At 68.0% G+C, this 22303-nt stretch carries 23 protein-coding genes; 16 read left to right on the top strand and 7 right to left on the bottom strand.

Annotated features, from left to right (window positions below):
- Nucleotides 1-5: 5 nt before the first annotated feature.
- Nucleotides 6-749 carry a helix-turn-helix domain-containing protein gene (locus QSJ18_RS02840; RefSeq protein ID WP_286324694.1) on the top strand — a complete coding sequence of 248 codons (744 nt, stop codon included), beginning with the start codon at nt 6-8 and terminating at the stop codon, nt 747-749.
- On the opposite strand, the gene QSJ18_RS02835 is transcribed toward QSJ18_RS02840, so the two are convergent.
- Nucleotides 731-1147 (bottom strand): VOC family protein, encoded by a 417-nt coding sequence (locus QSJ18_RS02835; protein WP_286324693.1) that lies wholly within the window; start codon nt 1145-1147, stop codon nt 731-733. The two genes, QSJ18_RS02840 and QSJ18_RS02835, sit on opposite strands and share 19 nt — an antisense overlap.
- A 222-nt stretch (nt 1148-1369) precedes the next feature.
- On the opposite strand from QSJ18_RS02835, the gene QSJ18_RS02830 reads away from it, so the two are divergent.
- The 10 genes from QSJ18_RS02830 to QSJ18_RS02785 all read left to right on the top strand — a co-directional run bounded on the left by QSJ18_RS02830 (nt 1370) and on the right by QSJ18_RS02785 (nt 10220).
- Nucleotides 1370-1879, top strand: coding sequence for a DM13 domain-containing protein (locus QSJ18_RS02830; protein WP_286324829.1), 510 nt, complete (start codon nt 1370-1372; stop codon nt 1877-1879).
- Nucleotides 1880-1914: 35 nt separating this feature from the next.
- On the top strand, nt 1915-3012 hold the full coding sequence (gene dapE / locus QSJ18_RS02825) for a succinyl-diaminopimelate desuccinylase (RefSeq protein WP_286324692.1): 1098 nt from the start codon (nt 1915-1917) through the stop codon (nt 3010-3012).
- 50 nt (nt 3013-3062) lie between these two features.
- Nucleotides 3063-3920: an LOG family protein gene (locus tag QSJ18_RS02820; protein ID WP_286324691.1), complete on the top strand. Its 858-nt coding sequence runs from the start codon at nt 3063-3065 to the stop codon at nt 3918-3920.
- Nucleotides 3917-4474, top strand: coding sequence for an LOG family protein (locus tag QSJ18_RS02815; RefSeq protein ID WP_286324690.1), 558 nt, complete (start codon nt 3917-3919; stop codon nt 4472-4474). Before QSJ18_RS02820 ends, QSJ18_RS02815 begins: the two co-directional genes overlap by 4 nt.
- A gap of 119 nt (nt 4475-4593) precedes the next feature.
- On the top strand, nt 4594-6372 hold the full coding sequence (locus QSJ18_RS02810; RefSeq protein WP_286324689.1) for a long-chain-acyl-CoA synthetase: 1779 nt from the start codon (nt 4594-4596) through the stop codon (nt 6370-6372).
- Between the two features lie 229 nt (nt 6373-6601).
- Entirely contained in the window at nt 6602-7414 is an 813-nt protein-coding gene (gene folP / locus QSJ18_RS02805) for a dihydropteroate synthase (protein ID WP_286324828.1), read from the top strand.
- Entirely contained in the window at nt 7411-8466 is a 1056-nt protein-coding gene (locus tag QSJ18_RS02800) for a glucosyl-3-phosphoglycerate synthase (RefSeq protein WP_286324687.1), read from the top strand. Before folP ends, QSJ18_RS02800 begins: the two co-directional genes overlap by 4 nt.
- 113 nt (nt 8467-8579) lie before the next feature.
- On the top strand, nt 8580-9065 hold the full coding sequence (locus QSJ18_RS02795) for a DivIVA domain-containing protein (protein ID WP_286324686.1): 486 nt from the start codon (nt 8580-8582) through the stop codon (nt 9063-9065).
- 64 nt (nt 9066-9129) lie between these two features.
- Nucleotides 9130-9297, top strand: coding sequence for a DUF3117 domain-containing protein (locus QSJ18_RS02790; protein WP_004019232.1), 168 nt, complete (start codon nt 9130-9132; stop codon nt 9295-9297).
- 83 nt (nt 9298-9380) lie between these two features.
- Nucleotides 9381-10220, top strand: coding sequence for a putative RNA methyltransferase (locus QSJ18_RS02785; RefSeq protein ID WP_462475966.1), 840 nt, complete (start codon nt 9381-9383; stop codon nt 10218-10220).
- 34 nt (nt 10221-10254) lie between these two features.
- On the opposite strand, the gene glgA is transcribed toward QSJ18_RS02785, so the two are convergent.
- Nucleotides 10255-11418, bottom strand: coding sequence for a glycogen synthase (gene glgA, locus QSJ18_RS02780; protein ID WP_286324684.1), 1164 nt, complete (start codon nt 11416-11418; stop codon nt 10255-10257).
- A gap of 118 nt (nt 11419-11536) precedes the next feature.
- Here glgA and glgC point away from each other — a divergent pair, with 118 nt between their 5' ends.
- Nucleotides 11537-12751, top strand: coding sequence for a glucose-1-phosphate adenylyltransferase (gene glgC, locus QSJ18_RS02775; protein WP_286324683.1), 1215 nt, complete (start codon nt 11537-11539; stop codon nt 12749-12751).
- A gap of 22 nt (nt 12752-12773) precedes the next feature.
- On the opposite strand, the gene QSJ18_RS02770 is transcribed toward glgC, so the two are convergent.
- Genes QSJ18_RS02770 through cofD form a run of 3 tightly spaced genes read right to left on the bottom strand, consistent with a single transcriptional unit; the run spans nt 12774 to nt 15720 of the window.
- A complete protein-coding gene (locus tag QSJ18_RS02770) occupies nt 12774-13349 on the bottom strand; it encodes an NUDIX hydrolase (protein WP_286324682.1) in 576 nt (191 codons plus the stop codon).
- A complete protein-coding gene (locus QSJ18_RS02765; protein ID WP_286324681.1) occupies nt 13346-14701 on the bottom strand; it encodes a coenzyme F420-0:L-glutamate ligase in 1356 nt (451 codons plus the stop codon). The genes QSJ18_RS02770 and QSJ18_RS02765 overlap by 4 nt, the downstream gene beginning before the upstream one ends.
- Nucleotides 14698-15720, bottom strand: coding sequence for a 2-phospho-L-lactate transferase (cofD, locus tag QSJ18_RS02760; RefSeq protein WP_286324680.1), 1023 nt, complete (start codon nt 15718-15720; stop codon nt 14698-14700). Before cofD ends, QSJ18_RS02765 begins: the two co-directional genes overlap by 4 nt.
- A 600-nt stretch (nt 15721-16320) precedes the next feature.
- Between cofD and QSJ18_RS02755 the strand changes: the two genes are divergently transcribed.
- Nucleotides 16321-16578 (top strand): WhiB family transcriptional regulator, encoded by a 258-nt coding sequence (locus tag QSJ18_RS02755; RefSeq protein ID WP_286324826.1) that lies wholly within the window; start codon nt 16321-16323, stop codon nt 16576-16578.
- 43 nt (nt 16579-16621) lie between these two features.
- Here QSJ18_RS02755 and QSJ18_RS02750 read toward each other — a convergent pair whose 3' ends face one another.
- Nucleotides 16622-17143: a metallopeptidase family protein gene (locus QSJ18_RS02750; RefSeq protein WP_286324679.1), complete on the bottom strand. Its 522-nt coding sequence runs from the start codon at nt 17141-17143 to the stop codon at nt 16622-16624.
- Nucleotides 17144-17248: 105 nt separating this feature from the next.
- Here QSJ18_RS02750 and QSJ18_RS02745 point away from each other — a divergent pair, with 105 nt between their 5' ends.
- The 3 genes from QSJ18_RS02745 to manA all read left to right on the top strand — a co-directional run bounded on the left by QSJ18_RS02745 (nt 17249) and on the right by manA (nt 20265).
- Nucleotides 17249-17770 (top strand): DUF3499 domain-containing protein, encoded by a 522-nt coding sequence (locus tag QSJ18_RS02745; RefSeq protein ID WP_286324678.1) that lies wholly within the window; start codon nt 17249-17251, stop codon nt 17768-17770.
- Nucleotides 17771-17857: 87 nt separating this feature from the next.
- Nucleotides 17858-19009 (top strand): hypothetical protein, encoded by a 1152-nt coding sequence (locus tag QSJ18_RS02740; RefSeq protein WP_286324677.1) that lies wholly within the window; start codon nt 17858-17860, stop codon nt 19007-19009.
- Complete coding sequence (gene manA, locus QSJ18_RS02735) at nt 19006-20265, top strand: mannose-6-phosphate isomerase, class I (RefSeq protein WP_286324676.1); 1260 nt, start codon at nt 19006-19008, stop codon at nt 20263-20265. The genes QSJ18_RS02740 and manA overlap by 4 nt, the downstream gene beginning before the upstream one ends.
- 34 nt (nt 20266-20299) lie before the next feature.
- Here manA and eccE read toward each other — a convergent pair whose 3' ends face one another.
- Entirely contained in the window at nt 20300-22153 is a 1854-nt protein-coding gene (eccE, locus tag QSJ18_RS02730; protein WP_286324675.1) for a type VII secretion protein EccE, read from the bottom strand.
- Between the last annotated feature and the right edge of the window lie 150 nt (nt 22154-22303).

Here is a 22303-nt window from a genome sequence, read left to right as displayed (position 1 = left end):
GAATAGTGGAACAGGTGACGGCCGACTCCGGCGCGAACCCGCCTCAGCCCTACCGTGAGGTCCGGGCAGCGGTGCTGCCTGCGACGATCTGGCGGGTCGAACGGCAGGCCGGTGGCTCGAGTATCGATCCCGACGGGTGTATGGACCTGATCTGGACCGGGCGGACACTTCTGGTGGCCGGTCCCGACACCGTCGCGAACCTTGCGGCGACCGACACCACTGCGACGGTCACCGGGATCCGCTTCGATCCCGGTTGTGCGCCCGCGGTACTGGGCGTCTCGGCGGCCGACCTCCGCGACGTCCGGGTGCCCGCCCGCGACATCTGGACGGGCAACGAGATCGAGCGGCTCGCCGAGCGGCTGCATGAGTCGCCGACCCCCGGTGCCGACCTGGAACGCTGGTGTGCCGCCCATACGCGCGGGGTGACACCGGAATGGGTGGGGGTTGCGGTCGACGCGCTGCGGGCCGGGACGTCGGTTGCCGACTGCGCCCGCACGGTCGGCATGACGGAGCGGTCGTTGCATCGACAGTCGTTGCGGTACTTCGGCTATGGCCCGAAGACGCTGGGCCGCATCCTGCGAATGCGGTCGGTGACTGCCCTGCTTTCGACGCCCGGGGCGGGTTCGCTCAGCGACGTTGCGGCGCGGTGCGGCTATGCCGACTACGCGCATATGTATCGCGAAGTGCGCGCCCTCACCGGTCGTGCGCCGTCCTCACACGCCGCTGGGACTCACGTCAGCGCACTGTAGAAGTCGACGGTGTTGTTGTCCGGGTCGCGCACCTTGGCATACCGCTGCCCCCAGAAGGCATCGAAAGGTTTGAGTTCCGACTGGTATCCGGCCGCGACGAGGTCGGCGTGGATGGCGTCGACGGCGGCCGGATCGGTACAGGCGAATGCGAGCGACATCTGCGGGCCACCGGTCCCCGGCGTCCATTCGGGGTCGATGGACCGCGCCACCTCCTGGGTGTCGAACATGATCGCGAAATCGCCGACCTGGGCCTGTGCGTGCGGTGCGGATTCGGCACCGTCGTCGAAGGTCAGCCCGCAGCGCCGATAGAAGGCGAGCGCTGCCGCCATATCGGCGACGACGATCGAGAGGGCGTTGGGACGCGGCGTGGCCGATGCGGCCGGATCGGGGATGCTCATGGATCCAGCCAACACGATCGCCCGACCGTCGTCATGAACGAATCGGACACGGGATGAGATCGTCGCGATTGCGGGGCGTCATACATTCGGGCCACACCTCTGGTCAGGCGGCTGTCGCGTCTCTACCGTGGCGGTATGTCCGATCTCGGCCGGCAGGATCCGCCCACGCAGGCGACGTCCACACAGCTGTCGCCGGCGCGACGTAAACGGCGCCGACGATGGATTCTCGGTGGCGTGACCGCAGTCGTCGTGATCGCGCTGTCGGTCGGCGCATATCTGTTCCAGCCCTGGCTGATCTTCGTCGACACCGTGGTCGACGACGAGATCCCGGTCGCGGTGACCGCCCCGTCACCCGGTGCTCCGGTGCCGCCCGGACAGCCCGTGCTGCTGTCGACCGGAAAATTCATCAGCCACGAGCACGACACCTCGGGTTCGGCGTCGATCATCGAGCGGCCCGACGGGACCCGGATCTTGGCGATCGCCGATCTGGATACGACGACCGGCCCCGACGTCCACGTCTATCTGTCCGACGGCGCAGTGGTCGGGGGAGTGGGTGGGTGGCGCAAGGCCGCCAACGCAGACAACGTCGACCTCGGTGAGATCAAGGGCAACAAGGGCAATCAGGTGTACATGATCCCGGCCGACGTCGACCTCGCGAAGTATCCGGCGGTCTTCCTCTGGTGTGTGCGCTTCAGCGTCTCCTTCGGGGCCGCGTCGCTCGAACCCGCCTGATCCGCGGGGCGCCGACACCGGACTACGGTGAGACCATGCCGTCTGCTCTCGATCTGACCGCCGATCCCGTCGATCTCACCGCCGCCCTCGTCGATATCGAGAGCGAATCCCATCACGAGGCGGCCATCGCCGACGCCGTCGAGCTGGCGTTGCGCGCGCAGGCGCCGAACTTCGAGGTCCTCCGCCACGGCAATCGGGTGCTCGCCCGCACACATCTCGGTCGCGCACAGCGGGTCATCCTGGCCGGGCACCTCGACACCGTGCCGGTCGCGGGCAACCTGCCGCATCGTCGTGAACCTGCCGGCCCCGAAGGTGATGTCCTGCACGGCTGCGGCACCGTCGACATGAAATCGGGGGATGCGGTCTTCCTCCATCTGGCTGCGACCCTCGCCGAGCCGGCCCATGACCTGACGCTGGTCTTCTACGACTGCGAGGAGATCGCCGCGCGGTACAACGGCCTCGGGTTCATCGAACGGGAGCTACCCGAGTGGTTGCGCGGGGACGTGGCGATCCTGGGTGAACCGACCGCCGGACAGATCGAGGCGGGCTGTCAGGGCACCGCGCGGATCCGGTTGAGCACCACCGGGACACGCGCCCACTCGGCGCGGGCATGGATGGGGGACAACGCGATTCACAAGCTGGGTGCGGTGCTGACCACACTGGCCGCCTACACCCCACGGCGGGTGGACATCGACGGCTGCGAGTACCGGGAGGGGTTGTCGGCGGTCGGTGTCGGCGGTGGGGTGGCCGGCAATGTCATCCCCGATGCCGCCCACGTCGACGTCAACTTCCGGTTCGCCCCGGACCGGTCGGAGCAGCAGGCGATCGACCATGTACGCGAGGTCTTCGCCGATCATCTGGCCGACGGGACCCTCGGTTTCGAGGTGACCGACTCGGCGTCGGGTGCGCTACCGGGCCTGGCGCATCCGGCCGCGGCCGCACTCGTGGCGGCCGCCGACGGTCGCTTCCGCGCCAAATACGGCTGGACGGACGTGTCACGCTTCTCCGCACTCGGGATCCCGGCGGTCAACCTGGGGCCGGGGGATCCGAACCTGGCCCATCGGGTCGATGAACGGGTACCGGTCGCCCAGATCCGCGAGGTGACCGAGATTCTGCGCACCTACCTGTCCTGAGGTGTGGCGACGGGCGCGTGGCGTCGTCGGCGCTTGCTAGCGTGGCCGTCATGCCCAGCACCCCAGAAGCCCATCATGTTCCGCCGGCTCCCGCCGAGGAGGTCTCGATCGGGGAGACGACCATCGTGGACGAGGAAAGCCAGTACACCCGCTATATCGGGCCGATGCGGGTCCGCCGGGACACCGACGACGTCAAGACCACCGATCGGCGGCTGCTGGAGTGGATCGATCCGCGCGACACCGGCCTTCGCGCCGAACGCACCACCCGCGACGCCTGGCGGGTGCTGCGCATCCAGTCCGAATTCGTCGCCGGTTTCGACGCGATGAGCGATGTCGCCGAGGCGGTCACGGTGTTCGGGTCGGCGCGCAGCGCGCCCGGCACCGCCGACTACGAGCTGGGTGTCGAGGTGGGACGGGTCCTCGGTGAGGCGGGCTATGCGGTGATCACCGGTGGCGGACCAGGTGCGATGGAGGCGGCCAATCAGGGTGCTTCCGAAGCGGGGGCCACCTCGATCGGGCTCAATATCGAATTGCCCTTCGAGCAGCACCTGAATCCGTGGGTCGACCTCGGCATGAACTTCCGCTACTTCTTCGTCCGCAAGACGATGTTCGTCAAGTACGCGCAGGCCTTCGTCTGTCTGCCCGGCGGTTTCGGCACCCTCGACGAGATGTTCGAGGCGCTGACCCTGGTGCAGACCAAGAAGGTGGTGCGCTTCCCGATCGTGTTGGTCGGTTCGGCGCATTGGGGCGGACTGGTCGACTGGATGCGGACCGTGCTGCTGGACAAGGGGATGATCGCCGCCGAGGATCTCGATCTGTTGCATATCGTCGACGATCCCGCGGAGGTCGTCGAGATCATCGACGCGGCGCGCGCGGGCCGGGCCGGCAGCGGATCTGTCAAACCATGAGCGCGGTCTGCGTCTACTGTGCGTCGGGGCCGGTTGAGCAGCGCTACATCGACCTCGCTGCCGACCTCGGCACGGCGCTCGCGCGGGGCGGTCATGTGACCGTGTCCGGCGGCGGCAACATCTCGATGATGGGTGCGCTCGCCGTCGCCGCGCGCGCGGCCGGCGGTCGGACCGTCGGGGTGATCCCGCGGGCCTTGATGGCCCGTGAGGTGGCCGATCTGGATGCCGACGAACTCGTTGTCACCGAGACCATGCGGCAGCGCAAGCAGATCATGGACGACCGCGCCGACGCCTTCATCACCCTGCCGGGTGGGATCGGGACGCTGGAGGAACTCTTCGAGACCTGGACCGGCGGATACCTTGGGATGCACGACAAACCGGTGGTGCTACTCGACCCGTTCGACTTCTACGCGCCGCTGCGGGGGTGGCTCGAGGACCTGTCGACCCGCGGGTTCGTGAGCCGACGGTCGCTGGACCGCCTGCTGGTCGTCGGATCGGTCGATGCGGCCCTGGCACTGATCGGCCCAGGCGATGCGGCCGAGGGCGTCGGGTGACTGTGACCCACATTTCCTACTGGTCGGTAAGATAGGGCATACTTCGTCAACGCGCGTTGTATGAGTTCGCGCACGGTAATTCATTCACCCGCTTCCTGCGTCAGAGAGCGAGACACGTGATGGCCTCATCGGGCACCAAATCGGTTGTCGGAATCACCGATCTGCTCAAGGGCGTGATCAAGATGGCGCCGCAGGCGCCGCTGATGTTGCGGCACGCGCCGGGCATGCTCCGCCGCCCGCCGGAGGCGAAGAGGACCATCGGCCGCATCTTCGCCCAGCACGCCGCCGCACATCCCGATCGTCCGTTCCTTCGGTTCGAAGGCAAGTCGATGACCTACGGGGAGGCCAACCGCAGGGTCAACCGTTATGCGGCGACACTGGCCGCCGACGGGGTCGGCAAGGGCGACGTGGTCGCGATCCTGTCCAAGAACTGTCCGACCGATCTGTTGCTGATGCTCGCCACGGTGAAGATCGGCGCCATCGCGGGCATGCTCAACTACAACCAGCGGGGCGGCGTCCTCGAACACAGCGTCAAGCTGCTCGGCGCGCGGGTGCTGGTCCACGACCCCGACTGCGCCGAGGCCTTCGACTCGATCCCTGGCCAGATACTGCCCGCCCACGTCTACGACTTCACCGCCTTCGACGCCGCCGCCGAGGGTAAGCCGGAGACCGATCCGGCGATCACCGCCACCTTGCCCGCCTCGACCGAGGCGTTCTACATCTTCACCTCGGGCACCACCGGGCTGCCCAAGGCCAGCGTGATGAGCCACAACCGATGGCTGGCCAGTATGTCGGGTATCGGCGGACTCGCCGTTCGGCTGCGGGCCAGCGACACCCTGTACGTGCCGCTGCCGCTCTACCACAACAACGCGCTGTCGGTGTCGTTGTCGTCGGTGCTGGCCTCGGGTGCCTGTATCGCCATCGGCCGACAGTTCTCCGCGTCGCGATTCTGGGATGACGTGATCGCCAACCGGGCCACCGCCTTCTGCTACATCGGCGAGCTGTGCCGCTATCTGCTGGCGCAACCGCCCAAACCCACCGACCGCGCACATTCGGTTCGGCTGATCGTCGGCAACGGTATGCGCCCGGACATCTGGGACGAGTTCCAGCAGAGATTCGGCATCGACCGGATCGTCGAGTTCTACGGTGCGAGTGAACTGAACCTGGTGTTCGTCAACGCTTTCGGTGCCAGCCGGACCGCGGGCTTCTGCCCGCTCCCGTACGCGATCGTCGATTACGACGAGCACGGCGCACCGAAACGCGGTGCCGACGGACGGTTGCGCCGCGTCGGCCGGGGCGGCACCGGTCTGCTCATCACCGGCGTCAACGATCGGGTTCCGGTGGACGGCTACACCGATCCGGCCGAGACCGAGAAGAAGATCGTCCGGGATGCCTTCAAAGAGGGCGACGTCTGGTTCAACTCCGGCGATCTCGTGCGCGATCAGGGTTTCAGTCACATCGCCTTCGTCGACCGTCTCGGCGACACCTTCCGGTGGAAGGGCGAGAACGTGGCCACCACGGAGGTCGAGGCCGGCCTCGACGGCATGGACGAGATCACCGGTTCGGTCGCCTTCGGTGTAGAGGTACCCGGCACCGACGGTAAGGCCGGGATGGCCGCGGTGACCCTGCACGAGGGCGCCGAACTCGACGGGCGCAAGCTCGCCGAACACCTCTACAACGCGCTGCCTGCCTACGCCGTGCCGCTGTTCATCCGGGTGGTCGACCATCTGGAACAGACGTCCACCTTCAAGAACCGCAAGGTGGAACTCCGCGACGAGGGTTACACCGACACCGCCGACGACACCGTGCTGGTACTCGCGGGACGCGCGGGCGGGTATGTCGCCTACTACGACGACTATGCCGCCGACGTAGCCGCGGCCCGGGTGCCCAAGGGCTGAGTGTCCCTGCGCTGAATACCCACCGCGCTGAATACCCACAGCGCTGAGTGCCCCAACCGCTGGGCCACCCTGGGACTGGTCCGCATCGCGGTCGCCTACCCTGGGTCGCATGAGTGACAGGGGCCTCGTGGCCGGCTTCGACGCCGACGCCGAGACCGGCATCGGACCCGATGCCGGTATCTCCCCGACGCTGTGTGGGCGTCCGGTGGCGACCGATCGGGCGTTGGTGATGGCGATCGTCAACCGCACCCCCGACTCCTTCTACGACCGGGGTGCGAGCTTCTCCGACGAAGCCGCGCAGGCCCGCATCGCCCAGGTCGTCGCCGAGGGTGCGGATCTGGTCGACATCGGCGGGGTCAAGGCCGGCCCGGGCGACGAGGTCGACGCCGTCACCGAGGCTGCCCGGGTGGTCCCGATGATCGCCTGGATCCGCGACAGCTACCCGGACCTGCTGATCAGTGTGGACACCTGGCGTGCCGACGTCGCCGATGCCGCCTGCGCGGCCGGTGCCGACCTGATCAACGACACCTGGGCGGGTTTCGACCCCGACCTGTCCGCGGTCGCCGCCGCGCACGGGGCGGGCATCGTCTGCTCGCACACCGGCGGGGCGACCGTCCGGACCCGCCCACATCGGGTCGGCTACACCGATGTCGTCGCCGATGTGCTCGCCGACGTCACCGCAGCGGCCGAACGTGCCCTGGCAGCAGGTGTCGCGCGTGACGGCATCGTGATCGATCCGACGCACGATTTCGGCAAAAACACCCACCACGGGCTGACCTTGTTACGCCACGTAAAAGATCTTGTTAATACCGGCTGGCCAGTGCTGATGGCGCTGAGCAACAAGGACTTTGTGGGGGAGACTCTGGGTGTCGAACTCGAACAACGGCTGGAGGGAACACTCGCCGCGACGGCACTGAGCGCCGCCCAGGGCGCCCGGATCTTTCGCGTTCACGAGGTTGCCGCCACCCGGCGCACGATCGACATGGTTGCTGCCATAGCGGGAACACGACCTCCCGCCCGAACAGTCAGGGGACTCGCATGACCAAACAGGTACGCCGAGACCAACCGCTCAACCGCGCCGCCCGCAAGGCGACCGCAAACAACAATCGCGACCGCACGGCCATCTGGCCGACCTCTGCGGAGACGGCCGGACGCAAGCAGCGCTGGTCGACGACCCACACCTGGGAACAGCCCGACTGGACGATCGACGAACTCATCGCCGCCAAGGACGGCCGAACCGTGTCGGTGGTGTTGCCCGCGCTGAACGAGGAGGAGACCGTCGCCGATGTCATCGCCTCGATCCGCCCGCTCGTCGGCACCCTGGTCGACGAACTGATCGTGCTCGACTCCGGCTCCACCGACGCCACCGCGGAACGGGCGACAGCCGCTGGTGCGCAGGTCGTCTCCCGTGAGGAGGCGGTGCCCGAACTCGAACCCGTCAAGGGTAAGGGCGAGGTGCTGTGGCGGTCGATCGCGGTCGCCACCGGCGACATCATCGCCTTCGTCGACTCCGACCTGATCGATCCCGACCCGATGTTCGTCCCCAAGATGCTCGGTCCGCTGCTCGTGAACCCCGACATTCAGCTCGTCAAGGGCTACTACCGTCGGCCGCTGCGCACCGGGGATACCCAGGACGCCAACGGTGGCGGCCGCGTCACCGAACTTGTGGCACGCCCGCTGCTCGCCTCGCAGAAGCCCGATCTCACCGCGGTGCTGCAGCCGCTGGGCGGTGAATACGCCGGTACCCGCGAACTGTTGTCGTCGGTGCCGTTCGCCCCCGGCTACGGCGTCGAGATCGGCCTGCTGATCGACACCTACGATCGCTACGGTCTGGAGGGCATCGGCCAGGTCAACCTGGGGGTGCGTACCCACCGCAACCGTCCGCTGATCGAACTCGGGGTGATGAGCAGGCAGATCGTCGGAACCCTGATGCGTCGATGTGGGCTGTCGGACTCGGGTGTCGGACTCACCCAGTTCACCGCGGAACCGGACGGTTCGTTCACCCCGCACACCACCGAGGTGTACCTCGAGGACCGACCGGCGATGAACACGTTGCGTTCGATGAACGACTCCGACGCCGAGATGGCTTCCTGACCCGCGGGTGTCACCCGTCGAGAACGTGGCCGGCGGCCGGGTCGTGATGACCCGGCCGCCGGCGCATCTGTGCCCCCGGATCGCCGACCGGCACGTCTGCCAAGATTGACGGTATGCAGACGATACTGCTGTACCTGCTGATCATGGCGATCGTCGTCGCCGCCGTCTTCGCCGTCGTCTGGTTCGTATTCGGGCGAGGCGAGGACCTGCCGCCGCTGCAGCCGGGGACGACACTGACGACGCTGCCCCGATCCGGCGTTGCCGGAGACGACGTGCGCGCGTTGCGATTCGCGGTCACCCTGCGCGGTTACAGGCAGTCCGAGGTGGATTGGGCGCTGGCCCGGCTGGCCGGTGAGATCGACGAACTCCGTCAACGGCTGGCGTATGTGCATGCCGGTCCCATCCCGCAGGCAATCGCCGACGAGGTCACCGACGAGTGGCCGACGGCGACACAGTCCACTCCGTTGACCGCTGAACCGTCCGTTGCGGCTGCGGAGGAGGGGGGCGAGACAGCGTCGCCGAACCTCATCGACGGTGCCCCGGACCCCGATTCCGGCGTTGCGGACGGGGCTGACAACACGGACACGTCCGCCAGCTGACCTGTCAGTAGTGACTGCCAAGTATCATGATGTCCAGCAGTGCCTTCTGAAGGGAGCTTGAGAAATGGCGGCAATGAAGCCACGTACTGGGGACGGCCCCCTCGAAGCGGCCAAGGAAGGGCGTGGAATCGTTGTCCGGATTCCGATCGAAGGTGGGGGGCGGCTCGTCGTCGAGTTGACCGCCGATGAGGCTGCGGCCCTCGGCGAGGAACTGCGCGGAGTCACCGGCTGACCGGAGACGACCAAGCGTCGACCGACCCGGCTCCGGGTCGGACGGCGGCTGTCCGCGCGATTCTCGACGTACTCCGCTGTCCAGTGTGTATGGCCACATTCACACTGGTCGGCGGCGTATTGCGTTGTCCGCAGCGGCATAGTTTCGACCTGGCCCGGCAGGGGTATGTGTCGTTGCTCCATGGTGCGTCGGGGACGCTGCGGGCCGATACCGCTGCGATGATCGACGCGCGGGACCGCGTACACGGCGCCGAGGTCTTCGCCCCGCTGATCAACACCTTGACCGACCGGACCACACCGGTGATCACCGCGGCTGCGAGTGGGCATCCAGTGCTGGTGGACGCCGGTGCCGGTGCCGGACACTATCTCCGGGCGGTCACGCAAGCGGCGACGGCCGCCGACCCGACGCGCCAACCGCGCCCACTCGGTATCGATCTGTCCAAAGCCGGTGCGCGCGCGATGCTGCGCGGCCGGCCCTCGATCTCCGCGGTGATCGGTGATGTCTGGCAGGGCCTGCCGGTCGCCGACCACAGTGCCACCGTGGTGTTGTCGGTATTCGCGCCCCGCAACGTCGCCGACTTCGCCCGGGTGCTCGCCGCCGACGGAGCGCTGTTCGTGGTCCATCCGCGCGCCGACCATCTGGGCGAGATCGTCTCCGCGATGGGCATGCTCGCCGTCGGCGATGCGAAATCGGCACGGGTGCACGACTCGGTGGGGGAGCACTTCGACATCGTCGACGAGTATGCGCTCACCTATCGGCGCGCACTCGATGCCCGGACGGTCGCTGACCTGGCAGGCATGGGTCCATCGGCCTTCCACCTGGCGGCCGACGAGATCGCGGACACCGCACGGTCGCTCGTCGGTGACAGCACGATCGACGTCACGGTGTCGGTGACACTGACGGTGTGCCGGCCACGCCGCTGATCGCTGGAACCTCGGCGGTGTTCGCGGCGAATCGTCAGTGCAGCACGCCGCGATAGACCTGCAGGGTTTGAGCGGCGATGGCATCCCAGGAGAACTCTGAACGTGCGCGTTCGCGCCCGGCCGCGCCCATCGTGCGGGCCGTCTGCGGGTCGGCGACGACGGCGTTGACGGTGTCGGCGAAGGCCATCTCGAAGGTGCGCGGGTCGGCCGGGTCGTAGCGGACCAGGCGGCCGGTGACACCCTCACGCACCACCTCCGGGATGCCGCCGACCTCGGAGGCGACGACCGCGGTGGCACAGGCCATCGCCTCCAGGTTGACGATCCCCAGCGGTTCGTACACCGAAGGGCAGACGAAAACGGATGCCGCGGTCAGGATCTCGCGGATGCGCGGCAGGGGCAGCATCTCGCGTACCCAGTACACCCCGGATCTCGTCGCGGACAGTTCGGCGACCGCGACTTCGATCTCGGCGCCGATCTCGGGGGTGTCGGGGGCGCCGGCACACAGCAGCAGCTGGATGTCGGGGTCGAAGCGGTGCGCGGCGGCCACCAGGTGGGCCACCCCCTTTTGTCGGGTGATGCGACCGACGAAGGCCACGATCGGCCGGTCGGGGTCGACGCCCAGCCGCACCAGTGCCGACTCGGGCCCCCACGGATCGTCCACCGGAAACCATGCCGTGGTGTCGATTCCGTTGCGTACGACGTGGACGCGGTCGGGGTCCAGTCGCGGGTAGGTGTCGCAGACATCGGTGCGCATCCCCGAACTCACCGCGATCACGGCGTCCGCATATTCGACCGCGTTGCGTTCGGCCCAACTCGACACCCGGTAACCACCGCCGAGTTGTTCGGCTTTCCATGGGCGCATCGGTTCCAGCGAATGGGCGGTCAGTACGTGCGGAATCCCGTAAAGGGCGGCGGCGAGGTGGCCGGCCAGCCCGGTGTACCAGGTGTGTGAGTGCACGATGTCGGCGGCGGCGCCGACGGTCATCCGCAGATCGGCCGACAGCGTGGTGATCGCGGCATTTGCGCCCGCCAGCGCCGGGTCGGGGCCGTAGACCTGTGCGGTGTCCCGGGCGGCGCCCATGCAGTGCACGTCGACGGTTGCGAGGGTGGACAGGTGACGGACCAGCTCGGTCACGTGTACGCCGGCACCGCCGTACACCTCGGGTGGGTACTCCCGGGTCATCATCGCCACCCTCATGGGGGAAACGCTAGTGCCAACCGGCGCCGGGCGCATCCGATGAGCGCTCGGCGTGCCGAGCTGTCGCAGCGGGCGGTTTCGTCTGGCCCCCGCGTGCGATGGCGGTTAAGTTGACAGGGTGAGATCCCAGCCGCACGTCCTCGGTATCGTCCTCGCCGGCGGAGAAGGTAAACGCCTGTACCCGTTGACGATGGATCGTGCGAAACCCGCGGTGCCGTTCGGTGGTGCGTACCGTCTCATCGACTTCGTGCTGTCGAACCTGGTCAATGCCGGCTACGAACGCATTTGCGTGCTGACACAGTACAAGTCGCATTCACTCGACCGTCATATCTCGCAGACCTGGTGGACATCTGGGTTTCACGGCGAGTACATCACGCCGGTCCCCGCGCAGCAGCGCCTGGGGCCGCGTTGGTACACCGGCAGCGCCGACGCGATCTTCCAGTCGATGAACCTCATCACCGACGAACAGCCGGAGTACATCGTCGTTTTCGGCGCCGACCACGTGTACCGGATGGATCCCTCGCAGATGGTGGAGGCGCATATCGAATCCGGTGCCGACGTCACGGTCGCCGGTATCCGGGTGCCGCGGTCGGAGGCGACCGCGTTCGGCTGCATCGACTCCGACGAGTCGGGCCGGATCACGCGCTTCCTGGAGAAGCCGAGCGATCCGCCGGGCACCCCCGACGATCCTGACGTCACCTTCGCCTCGATGGGTAACTACGTGTTCACCACCGAGGCACTCGTGGAGGCGATTCGCGCCGATGCCGCCGACTCCGACTCCGATCACGACATGGGCGGCGACATCATCCCCGCCTTCGTCGAACGCAACGCCGCCTACGTCTACGACTTCAAGAACAACGAGGTACCCGGGGCCACCGAACGCGATCGTGGGTACTGGCGCGACGTCGGCACACTGGACGCCTTCTACGACGCCCACATGGACCTGGTGTCGGTGCATCCGATCTTCAACCTGTACAACCGGCGTTGGCCGATCCGCGGTGAGACCCACAATCTGCCGCCGGCCAAATTCGTGCAGGGCGGGATGGCACAGGATTCGGTTGTCGGTGCCGGCTGCATCATTTCGGCTGCGACCGTGCGGGATTCGGTGTTGTCGTCGAATGTCGTCGTCGAGGACGGCGCGATCGTCGAGGGTACGGTGCTGATGCCGGGTGTCCGCATCTGCAAGGGTGCGGTGGTCCGGCACGCCATCCTGGACAAGAACGTGGTGGTGGGGGAGGGCGAGCACCTCGGTGTGGATCTCGACCACGACCGGGAACGCTATTCGGTGTCCGCCGGTGGTGTGGTGACGGTCGGCAAGGGGATTCGCGTCTAGCGCCCGGCGTGGCCGGTCGTCCCTACGTTCGAGCCGAGGCGGTACGCCCGAGCTCGATCAGCCGTGCGACGTCGCTGTCGCGGGTGTCGGCGGGCAGATCGTCGACCGGCCACCAGCGCAGGTCGACCGATTCGTCGCTGCACACGATCGCGGGTAGCGAACCGTCGGCGGTGGCGGGAGCCACCGCGACGAATCGCACGTCGAGGTGGCGGGTCGGCACTCCCAGTGAGCAGGTGATCGGATGGGTGTGCAGCTGGGCGATGGGGCCGACGAGTACGAGGTCGGGGATGCCCGATTCCTCGCGCGCCTCGCGCAGTGCTGCGTCGCGCAGGGTGGCGTCCTCGGGTTCGCAGTGCCCGCCCAGCTGAATCCATGCACCGACCCGCGGGTGCAGTGTCAGCAGCACATGGGTGCGTGCGGTGTCGAAGACGATCGCCGAGGCCGTCAGATGTCCGGCCGCACAGGCGCGTAGGCAGGCGTCGTCGGTGGCGGCCAGGAACGCCAGATAGGCGTGCCGCAGCGCGTCCTGGTCCTGGTCAGGCGCTCGCCAGCCGGTCAGCAGTTCGGTCGCCGAGGCGTGCAGGGATTCGCGGCTCACAGTTCGATCACCCAGTCACCGGTCGGGGCGGCCGCACGCGGTGCCTGCGCGGCCGCCGGATACCCGACGGCGACAGCGCCCAGTGGCTCCCAATCGTCGCCGAGGTCGAGGGCGGCGCGCACGGTGTCGGCGGCGAAGATGGTCGAGCCGACCCAGCAGCTACCGAGGTCGTGCGCGGCCAGGGCGATGAGCAGAGTTGCCACCGCGCCACCCCCGGCGACGGTGAACATGGTGTGCTCGGCGGCGTTGCGACGCTCGTCTGGGTAGTCGTGTGCGCCGTCGGGGACCAGGAACGGGATGATGAGTTCGGGTGCGTCGTAAAGGATTTGACCGCGGCGTAGCCGACGTTCGATCGAGTCGGGTGTCTTGGCGTCCGACTCCAGGTCCTGGCGCCAGGCCGCGGTCATCGCGTCGAGCAGCGCGGCCCGGCGCTCGGCCGAGCGCACCCAGACGAACCGGACCGGATGGGTGTGATGGGGGGCCGGTGCGGTCAGCGCCTGTCCGAGCGCGGCGCGCACGGTGTCCGGGTCGACCGGGGTGTCGGCGAACTCGCGCACCGACCGTCGCGCCAGCACGGCCTCCGCCCGGCCCTGCGCGATGGCCTCCTCGGTGCCGAGGCGGAACAGATCCTCCTCGGCCGGCCGGATCAGCTTGGCCGCGGTGGTGCCGTCGTCGACGGGGTCGAGACCGCGGACCACCGCCACCGGCACACCCGCCAGTTTGCCCTTGACCAGGTCGGCCGCCGCTGCCACCTCGTCCGCGATGGCGATGTCGGTGACCAGCAACTCATTTCCGTGCTCGTCGCTCCCGCCGGCGTAGGGGTGGGTGACCGTCAGGCCGGCCGCGCCGATGGCCACATCCGTCTGTCCGGTGCGCCACGCCCGTCCCATCGTGTCGGTGATGACCACCGCGACGTCGAGGCCGGCCTGCGTGCGCAGCGCCGTTCGTAGGCGGGCAGCACTGCCGTCCGGGTCGACCGGCAGCAGGGCGAGCTGATCGGCGGGCACGTTGGACCCGTCGACCCCGGCTGCCGCCTGCACGAGACCGATGCGGTTCTCGGTGATGAGGGTGCGGTTCTTGCGGGCGAGGACGCGGACCGATTCCTCGTCGACGAGCCGGCGGCGCAGGGCGTCGCGGGCGTCCGGGTCGGTGGGGGCCTCGACCATCCGCCCCTCGGTCTTGGAGATGATCTTGCTGGTCACGACGAGGATGTCGCCGTCGGTCAACCATGGTGCGGCGCTGAGTATCTCGGCGGCGACGTCGGTGCCGTCGGCGAACTCGGGAAGTCCGGTGACCGGTCGGATCTCGATGCTGCCGGGTGCGCGGTGATCGGCCCGTGGCGAGAGGTTCACGCGTCGCCGCCCGGGGTGGCGACACCGACGAGGGCGCAGGCCGCGCGGACCATGTCCGCGGTGGTGGCCGGATCGGTCATCAGCAGCGGGGCCGATCCGATCGCGATGGAGTCCACGCTCGCACTGTCGCCGTCCGCGATCAGCCATCCGTCGAGGATGCCGTTGCCGCTGCGTGCGCCGTAGTGCTCGGCGATGGCCTCGGCCGACGTCTCGACACCGAGAACGGAGAGACACTCGTCGGCCATCCCACGCAGCGGGCGATTGTCGATGACCGGTGAGATCCCGACGACCGGCGCGGCCGTGGTACGCAGGGCGGCCCGGATACCCGGGACGCTGACGATCGCGCCGATGCTGACCACCGGATTACTCGGGGCGAGCAGCACGACGTCGGCACCGGTGATGGCGTCGACGACGCCGGGTGCGGCCACGGTGTCGTCGGAGCCGACCTGGGCGAAACCGAATGTCGGGATCTGGGCCCGATGACGAACCCACCACTCCTGGAAGTGAATTGCCACGCGCTCGCCGTCCTCGCCGTCGGGTTTGGCGACGATCACGTGGGTCTCGTGTCGATCGTCGGTGGCCGGCAGCAGGCGGACACCGGGCTGCCAGCGCTTGCAGAGCGCCGCGGTCACGTCCGAGAGGCGGTAGCCTGCGTCGAGCATCTGGGTGCGGATCAGATGGGTGGCGAGATCTCGGTCACCGAGGCCGAACCAATCGGGATCGGCACCGTAGGCGGCGAGTTCCTCCTTGGCGTGCCAGGTCTCGTCGACCCGACCCCATCCCCGTTCGGTGTCAATACCTCCACCTAGGGTGTACATGCAGGTGTCCAGGTCCGGGCAGATCCGTACACCGTGCATCCAGGCGTCGTCGCCGACGTTGACGATCGCGGTGATCTCGTGGTCGCCGCCGGTGCCCGGGTCGTCCTGGTGTGCGGGAAACGGCGTGGCGCCGAGTAATTCGCGGACGCCACTGAGGAATCGGGCGCCACCGACGCCACCGACGAGTACGGTCACCTTCACACGAACACTCTACTGGTCGACCCGCATGTGACTTAGCACACTCCGGGCACGCCGGTTCGTGTCAATCCACAGGATGAACCTTCACGGTGGTATTGAGATTTTTTCTATCTCGGCTTGACCCGAACCGCCTTGGGCGTGTGTAATCACAACAGTGTCATTCCGGGTTTGCTATCGAGAACCGCTGAAGGGCAACGGTTTCGATCAGGTGTTCGAATCCGGGTGGTGAGAACGGGCACCGTGGGTACGGTCGTTCGTTCGGGCACTTGGTGAAGATCGAAAAATGGTGTGGCAGATGTAGCCGACGTGGATGGGGCGCCTCGCGACAGCGGGGAGGCCCGGCCGACGCCGGCAGACGACAAGACAGACTACGACTTCCCGAGTTAGGAGGCGCCGACGATGGCTTTCGACAACACGATCGGCAATCCGCTTGAACCTGTTCGGCCGCAGGGGTCACCGGGTCGCCCGAGCATCGTCGCCGAGGCGGACGATCTCTTCAAGAGTCTTGGGCCCGTGGATGTTTCGATGATCGGCGGCACTGCTGTCGAGTCCGCTCCGGCATCGGAAGAACTGTGCGAACCCAATCACCGCCGTCATCTCTCGGTGGTGTCCAACGACTTCGATGGTCTCTTCGACGCTGTCGAGGAGGAGTGGCAGGATCGCGCACTGTGTGCGCAGACCGACCCCGAGGCCTTCTTCCCGGAGAAGGGTGGCTCCACCCGCGAGGCCAAGCGCATCTGCTCGGGCTGTGAGGTCAAGGCGGAGTGCCTGGAATACGCGCTGCACAACGACGAACGCTTCGGCATCTGGGGCGGACTGTCCGAACGGGAGCGTCGTCGCCTCAAGCGCGGCATCATCTGAGTCGACACGTCGATCAGCGTCGATCGATCACCGCGGGCCGATTTCACTCAGGTCCGCGGTCGATCACGTCCTCATCCACGCCTAGATGAGTGGCCACCTGCTGGACCAGTACCTCATGCACCAATTCGAGTAGCTCGGTGCCCTTCTTCGCCCGGCTCTCCAAGGGGCGGCGGAACAAGATGATCTGCGCCCTCGTCGGGAGTCCGTGTACGTCGATGCCTGCGGGGATCAGTCGTGCCAACGGGACCGCGCCATCCGCGGTGACCTCGTCGGGCCACTGCACCGTCTCTGGATCGCGCGGTAGTAGACGTGGAATCTCGTCGACCGCGATGTCGAGTTCGGAAATCTGATCGTGCCAGGACGCGTCGATCTCGGCGAAGGCCTCCAGCGCCACCGCGTCGAACTCGTCGGATCGGCTGTTCCAGGCAGGCACCGACGGCGGGAGTAGTGGTGCACGCAGGCCGCGGCCCCGTCGATCGCGCAAACGCGCTGGTCGGCGTGGCGGCCGGGGTGGGCCACCGCGGTGCCCGCCGACCACACGTCGGCGGGACGGCTCGATTCGCATGGCGTGAGTGTAGGAGTTCGGCGCGACATTGTCTCGTGTGGCCGCGCGAAGCGGTGGCCGCGTGTCGAGATCGTGTTGTCGGCCGTAGGGGGCTAATCTCGACACGTGAAGCTTCCCCGACAGTGCTGCAGGCCAGGCTGCGCCCGGTCCGCGGTGGCCACGTTGACCTTTGTCTACGCGGAGTCGACCGCGGTGATCGGCCCGCTGGCCACCGCCGACGAGCCGCATTCGTGGGATCTCTGCGACGACCATGCACGTCGGATCACGGTGCCCCGCGGCTGGGAGATGCTGCGCAGCGAGCGCGGTTTCTCCGCGCCTCTGGCCGAGGATCATGAACTCACCGCGCTCGCCGAGGCGGTCCGCGAGGCCGGGGTCGCCGCGGGTGGCCGCGGCGCATTCGCCGAGCACACCGGATATGACCGTGGCGCAGGTTACGACCGCGCCGGCCTGGGTCCGCGGACATCGGCTCCGGATCTCTTCGACGGCCTCGACGACGACGCGCGCCCCGGCCGGCACCGCGCCAACGGCCCGGTCGACGAGTCGGTCGGGATGTCCGCGCGTGCCGTGCACAAGCCGCGACCGGGTCGTCGCGGTCATCTGCGGGTGCTTCCCGATCCTGTCGACTGAGTGACTGTTCGCTCACGGCGGACCTTGATACCCGATACGGACACCGGTCCGTGCGCGCCGACATCTCCGGCTGGCTACGCTGGTGTCATGCGCACCGGTACACCTGATCTCGACGACGCCGAGGAGTTGTTCTCTGCCGACGTCGACGGTCTGTTGCGTGGGGTGGCCCTGGCCGGCGCGCAGGTGCGCGCCATCGCCGAGGCGGAGCGTGAGGGAGTGTTGGAGCCGCTGGCCGACCTGCGTCCGCGCAGCGTGGTCATCGTGTACGGCGGGGCGGGTATCGCCGCTCGGGCGGCCACACTGATCGTCGCCGCGGTGTCCGCGCGGATCGACGTCCCGATCGTGACCGCACCGACCCTGCCCGGCTGGATCGGCCCGCTCGATGTGGTGGTGATCGCCGGTGACGACGCGGGAGATATGGCGCTGGCCGATGCCGCCGCTCGCGGACTGCGCCGTCGTGCTGAGGTGGTGGTGGTTGCACCTATCGCCGGTCCACTCCGTGATGCCTTGGGGGGCAATGGAATCGATCTGTCCCCACGGCTGGACATCGAGCCGCGGCTGCGGTTCGTCGGGTTCGCCGCGGCCTTTCTGGCGGTGCTGTCGGGACTGCGTGCGGTGCGTTTCATGCCTACCGCGCCGCCGCTCGATGAGGTGGCCGACGCGCTGGACGCCGAGGCGTCCGCAGGCCATCCCGGGCGGCAGAGTTTCCACAACCGGGCGAAGGCACTCGCGTTGCGTGTGCAGGGCCGGCCGGTGGTGTGGTCCGGCGACAGCCCGGCGGCGACCGTGGTCGCCACCCATGCCGCGGCAAGTTTCGTGGCGCTCGCCGGGGTGATTTGCGCGGCGGCCGACCTTGGTGATGCGGCCGCGTCGGTTGCGGTGTCCGGGAACGACTCCGGTGCGGCGAGTGCTGTCGACTCGATCTTCTACGACCCCGAGATCGATGGTCCACGCGCGGGAATGCCGACCCGGGTGCTGGTGGCGACGACCGCGGCTCGCGAGTGGTTCACCCGCAGGCGCGTCGGTGGGCTGGCCGATGTCGAGTTGCTGATCGGCGACGACACCGAGAGCGGCGAACGCCGATCGGAGTCGGGTGCGCCCGAGTGGGCCTCACCGCCCGCGCCCGGTGAGGACGTCGTCGCGGACAGTCCGGTGAATCTGATGTCCTTCCTGATATTGGTACTGCGAATGGAACTGGCGGCGGTCTACCTCCGCCTGGTGGGGAACACGGTGCGATGAAAGCCCTGGAAGGTGTCATCCGTCCGTACGCCTGGGGATCGAGAACTGCCATTGCGAGTATGCAGGGGCGCTCGGTGCCCTCGGCGCATCCGGAGGCGGAGCTGTGGTTCGGTTCGCACCCGGCGGGTCCGGCCAGGTGTCTCGGTGCCGACGGCATACCCGAGACCAACCTGCTCGCCGCCATCGAAGCCGATCCCGTTGCTGCACTGGGATCGTCGAGTGTCGCCGCCTTCGGTGACCGGCTGCCGTTCCTGGTGAAGGTGCTGGCAGCCGAGGAATCGCTGTCGCTGCAGGCCCATCCCTCCGCCGAGCAGGCGCGGGAAGGATTCGAACGCGAGAACGCGCTGGGTCTGGCGCTCGACGCGCGCGACCGCAACTACCGCGATCCTTGGCACAAGCCGGAACTCATCGTCGCCATCACCGAGTTCGACGCACTGGCCGGCTTCGCCACCCCGGAGCGGACCGTCGAACTGCTGCGCCATCTGCAGGTGAGTGCACTCGACCCCTATCTGGGTATGCTTGCGGGCCAGCCTGATTCGAGCGGCTTGCGGGCGCTGTTCACGACCTGGCTGACGCTGCCGGAGTCGAGTATCAAACTGCTCATTCCCGAGGTGCTGGCGGGCGCGGTGGCCCGGCTGGCGGCCGGCGACACCGACTTCGGTCCGGAGCTGCGCACCGTCCTCGAACTCGGTGAAGCCTATCCGCTCGACCCGGGCGTGCTGGCGTCCCTGCTGCTCAACCGGGTACGGCTGGAACCCGGTCAAGGGTTGTACCTGCCCGCCGGGAATCTGCACGCCTACCTGAGCGGCACCGGAATCGAGATCATGGCGAACTCCGACAACGTGCTGCGCGGTGGGCTGACACCCAAACACATCGACGTCCCGGAACTGCTGCGGGTGCTCGATTTCAGCCCGGTGCGTACCGCCGATCTGACGCCGCCGGTACGCACCCTGGGCGCGGAACGCATCTATCTCACGCCCGCACCTGAATTCCGGCTCTCTCGTGTGGAATTGGACGGGACCGGGCTGACCGGATCATCCTCGATCAGCTTCGACATCCCCGGCCCACAGATCCTGTCCGTGCTGAGCGGCACCATCGAGGTTCGGCCGCCGGTCGGCGAGCCGATGACCGTCACGGCCGGTCAGGCGGCGTGGATCGCCGACGAGGACCCCGATGTCGTCATCCGTGCGGCGTCCACGCGTGCGGTGTTCTTCCGGGCTCTGGTACCGGTTGCCGGCCTGCCCACTCCCGGTTGACACGAGGTTGGTTCCGTCGCTCCGCCGAACCGGCTCACCTGCGGGTGTCGGCCGCGATCCGGAAGGGGATGGTGGGCCCCACCGGCCACGCGTGGGTACCCAACGCTATCGGTGCGGTGACCCCGGCCCGATCGGACTGCGTCCGGTGGCCGCCGATCATCGTCCACTCGGCTGGGGTGGCCACCATGGTGACAGTCTGTCGTAATGTCCGGGTCGCAATCGAGATCTCCTGTGGTGCACGGGGATTCTGACGGATGACAACGTCGGCGTCGGCGATCGAGATGCTGCCCGAGTGAGTCACGGGGGCGATGTCGTCGGTAGGTGGTCGCCCGGCCGTCCCCGGTGGCAGAACTGTGATCCGGGTGGTGCCGGGCGGGGGTGCCGGTATGTCGACGCCGTCGGCCACCACGGCCCGCAGTGCACCTCGGCCAGGTATGCGATCGGTCGACAGCGACAGTGCTCCCAGGTCGGCCACCGTGGCGATCACCGGTGCCCAGTCCTGCGGTCGGCGGCTGTGGACGACGACGTGGGCACCGATGGCGACCGCCCGCAACACCACCTGTGCGGTCAGCGCGAATTCGGCGGCGAGGACCACATGGGCGATATCGGCACCGATCAGCCGGATGGCGATGCCCTGCCCGGCACGATCGGCACCCACCAACTGACCGCAACCGGCCGCGGGTAGACGCAGTTCCCGGGTGATCTGGCTTGCCCGTGCCCCGGTGACCGGTGCGACCATGCGCTCGATCGGTGCGGTTGTCTCGATCGGCAATCCGGCGACCAGCGCGTCGAATTGATGACCGTCGAGGCGGCGGACGCCTGCGGGTAGACCGATCGGCGTGGTACTCGTCTGCGCCGGTGTGGCGGTGCGGATCACGCCGCGCAATTCGAGGCCGCCGCGGCTGTCGTGACGCATTGCGAGGACCGTCGTCACCGATATCGGTCCGGCGGGCCACGGTGCCGACAGCGCCGCCACCAGCTGTGCCGGTTCCACCGATCCGGTCGTGAGATGTGTGGCCGGACCTCCGCCGGTTGCGCTGCCCCGCAACGACGTCCAGCTCTCGGTGACGGTGTCGAGGTCGGTGCCGTCGAGTAGTTCGGCGGTCACCGCGGTGATCTGCGCCGCGGTCAGGGGCCGCACGTGGAGGCCGGCTTCGGTCAGTCGTTTGGCTACGCGGCGCGTGGCGATGGTGGCGGTACGCAATGCCCCGGTGCCGCCGCCGCCGCGGCGGGCCACCGCATCCGGGCAGTCGAGTGGATCCAGGCGCAGCACGATGAGGACCGACCGTCGCGCGGTGGCAGGCAACGGTCCGACGGTTCGGGCGTAGACGTCGGCGGCTCGACCGATTCCGCCGATACGGCGACCGTGCGATACCACCTCGATCGACGACAGCCGGATGTCGTAAGGATTGATGCAGTCGGCCAGCACGTCGAGTGGGATCGTCTGTCCGGTGTCATCGGCGACGGCGGTGTGGCCGGGTCCCAGCGTGGTGAGGATCGTGGCGGGCGGGGCTATGCGCAGCATGGTGATCAGGGTTCGGCCGGTCCAGCGGGTTCCGATGGTGGACACTGCGCGGGCTCCGGTGGCGGATCGATCGTCGCCGGTGGGGATGTCGAAGGGGGCCGGGAGACGGTCGGCACCGCGGCGGCGCCGGTTGAGCCAGAAGGAGATCCGCTGCCGGATGCGGCGAGCGGCCGATCCGGTGTCGCCGACCGGAACGAGGGTGCAGGCGGCGACCATCGACAGCCCGAACAGAGTCATGCCCCACAGGTTCCCGACGATCAGCCAGCCGATCGCCCCGGCTGCGAGGATCACCTGCGCCACGATGGTCACGCCTGCGTCGACGGTGGTCGCCACGGTCCCCGGCCGAATCCGTGACACAGTCATCCGCAGCCCCCCAGATCAAACATCGACAACGATGATCACGATCGGAAACGAGTACCGGGCCGACGACGTCCCGACGTTTCGCGTATCGCCGAACTTCTGTACCTGGCGGCGCGAATGTCCTTGTGGGCGGTGGAAAACCGTCCGGCACCC

This window comes from Gordonia heveisoli (assembly GCF_030315745.1).
In the GTDB taxonomy this organism is placed as follows: domain Bacteria; phylum Actinomycetota; class Actinomycetes; order Mycobacteriales; family Mycobacteriaceae; genus Gordonia.
This window is presented reverse-complemented; position numbering and strand designations above follow the sequence as displayed.

Bases quoted from the DNA above. Each gene is read 5' to 3' on its own strand.
- eccE (WP_286324675.1), bottom strand. From the start codon at position 22,153: ATGACTGTGTCACGGATTCGGCCGGGGACCGTGGCGACCACCGTCGAC.
- QSJ18_RS02800 (WP_286324687.1), top strand. From the start codon at position 7,411: ATGACCAAACAGGTACGCCGAGACCAACCGCTCAACCGCGCCGCCCGC.
- folP (WP_286324828.1), top strand. From the start codon at position 6,602: ATGGCGATCGTCAACCGCACCCCCGACTCCTTCTACGACCGGGGTGCG.
- QSJ18_RS02820 (WP_286324691.1), top strand. From the start codon at position 3,063: ATGCCCAGCACCCCAGAAGCCCATCATGTTCCGCCGGCTCCCGCCGAG.
- QSJ18_RS02795 (WP_286324686.1), top strand. From the start codon at position 8,580: ATGCAGACGATACTGCTGTACCTGCTGATCATGGCGATCGTCGTCGCC.
- QSJ18_RS02835 (WP_286324693.1), bottom strand. From the start codon at position 1,147: ATGAGCATCCCCGATCCGGCCGCATCGGCCACGCCGCGTCCCAACGCC.
- QSJ18_RS02810 (WP_286324689.1), top strand. From the start codon at position 4,594: ATGGCCTCATCGGGCACCAAATCGGTTGTCGGAATCACCGATCTGCTC.
- dapE (WP_286324692.1), top strand. From the start codon at position 1,915: ATGCCGTCTGCTCTCGATCTGACCGCCGATCCCGTCGATCTCACCGCC.
- glgA (WP_286324684.1), bottom strand. From the start codon at position 11,418: ATGAGGGTGGCGATGATGACCCGGGAGTACCCACCCGAGGTGTACGGC.
- QSJ18_RS02790 (WP_004019232.1), top strand. From the start codon at position 9,130: ATGGCGGCAATGAAGCCACGTACTGGGGACGGCCCCCTCGAAGCGGCC.
- QSJ18_RS02740 (WP_286324677.1), top strand. From the start codon at position 17,858: ATGCGCACCGGTACACCTGATCTCGACGACGCCGAGGAGTTGTTCTCT.
- manA (WP_286324676.1), top strand. From the start codon at position 19,006: ATGAAAGCCCTGGAAGGTGTCATCCGTCCGTACGCCTGGGGATCGAGA.
- QSJ18_RS02815 (WP_286324690.1), top strand. From the start codon at position 3,917: ATGAGCGCGGTCTGCGTCTACTGTGCGTCGGGGCCGGTTGAGCAGCGC.
- QSJ18_RS02750 (WP_286324679.1), bottom strand. From the start codon at position 17,143: ATGCGAATCGAGCCGTCCCGCCGACGTGTGGTCGGCGGGCACCGCGGT.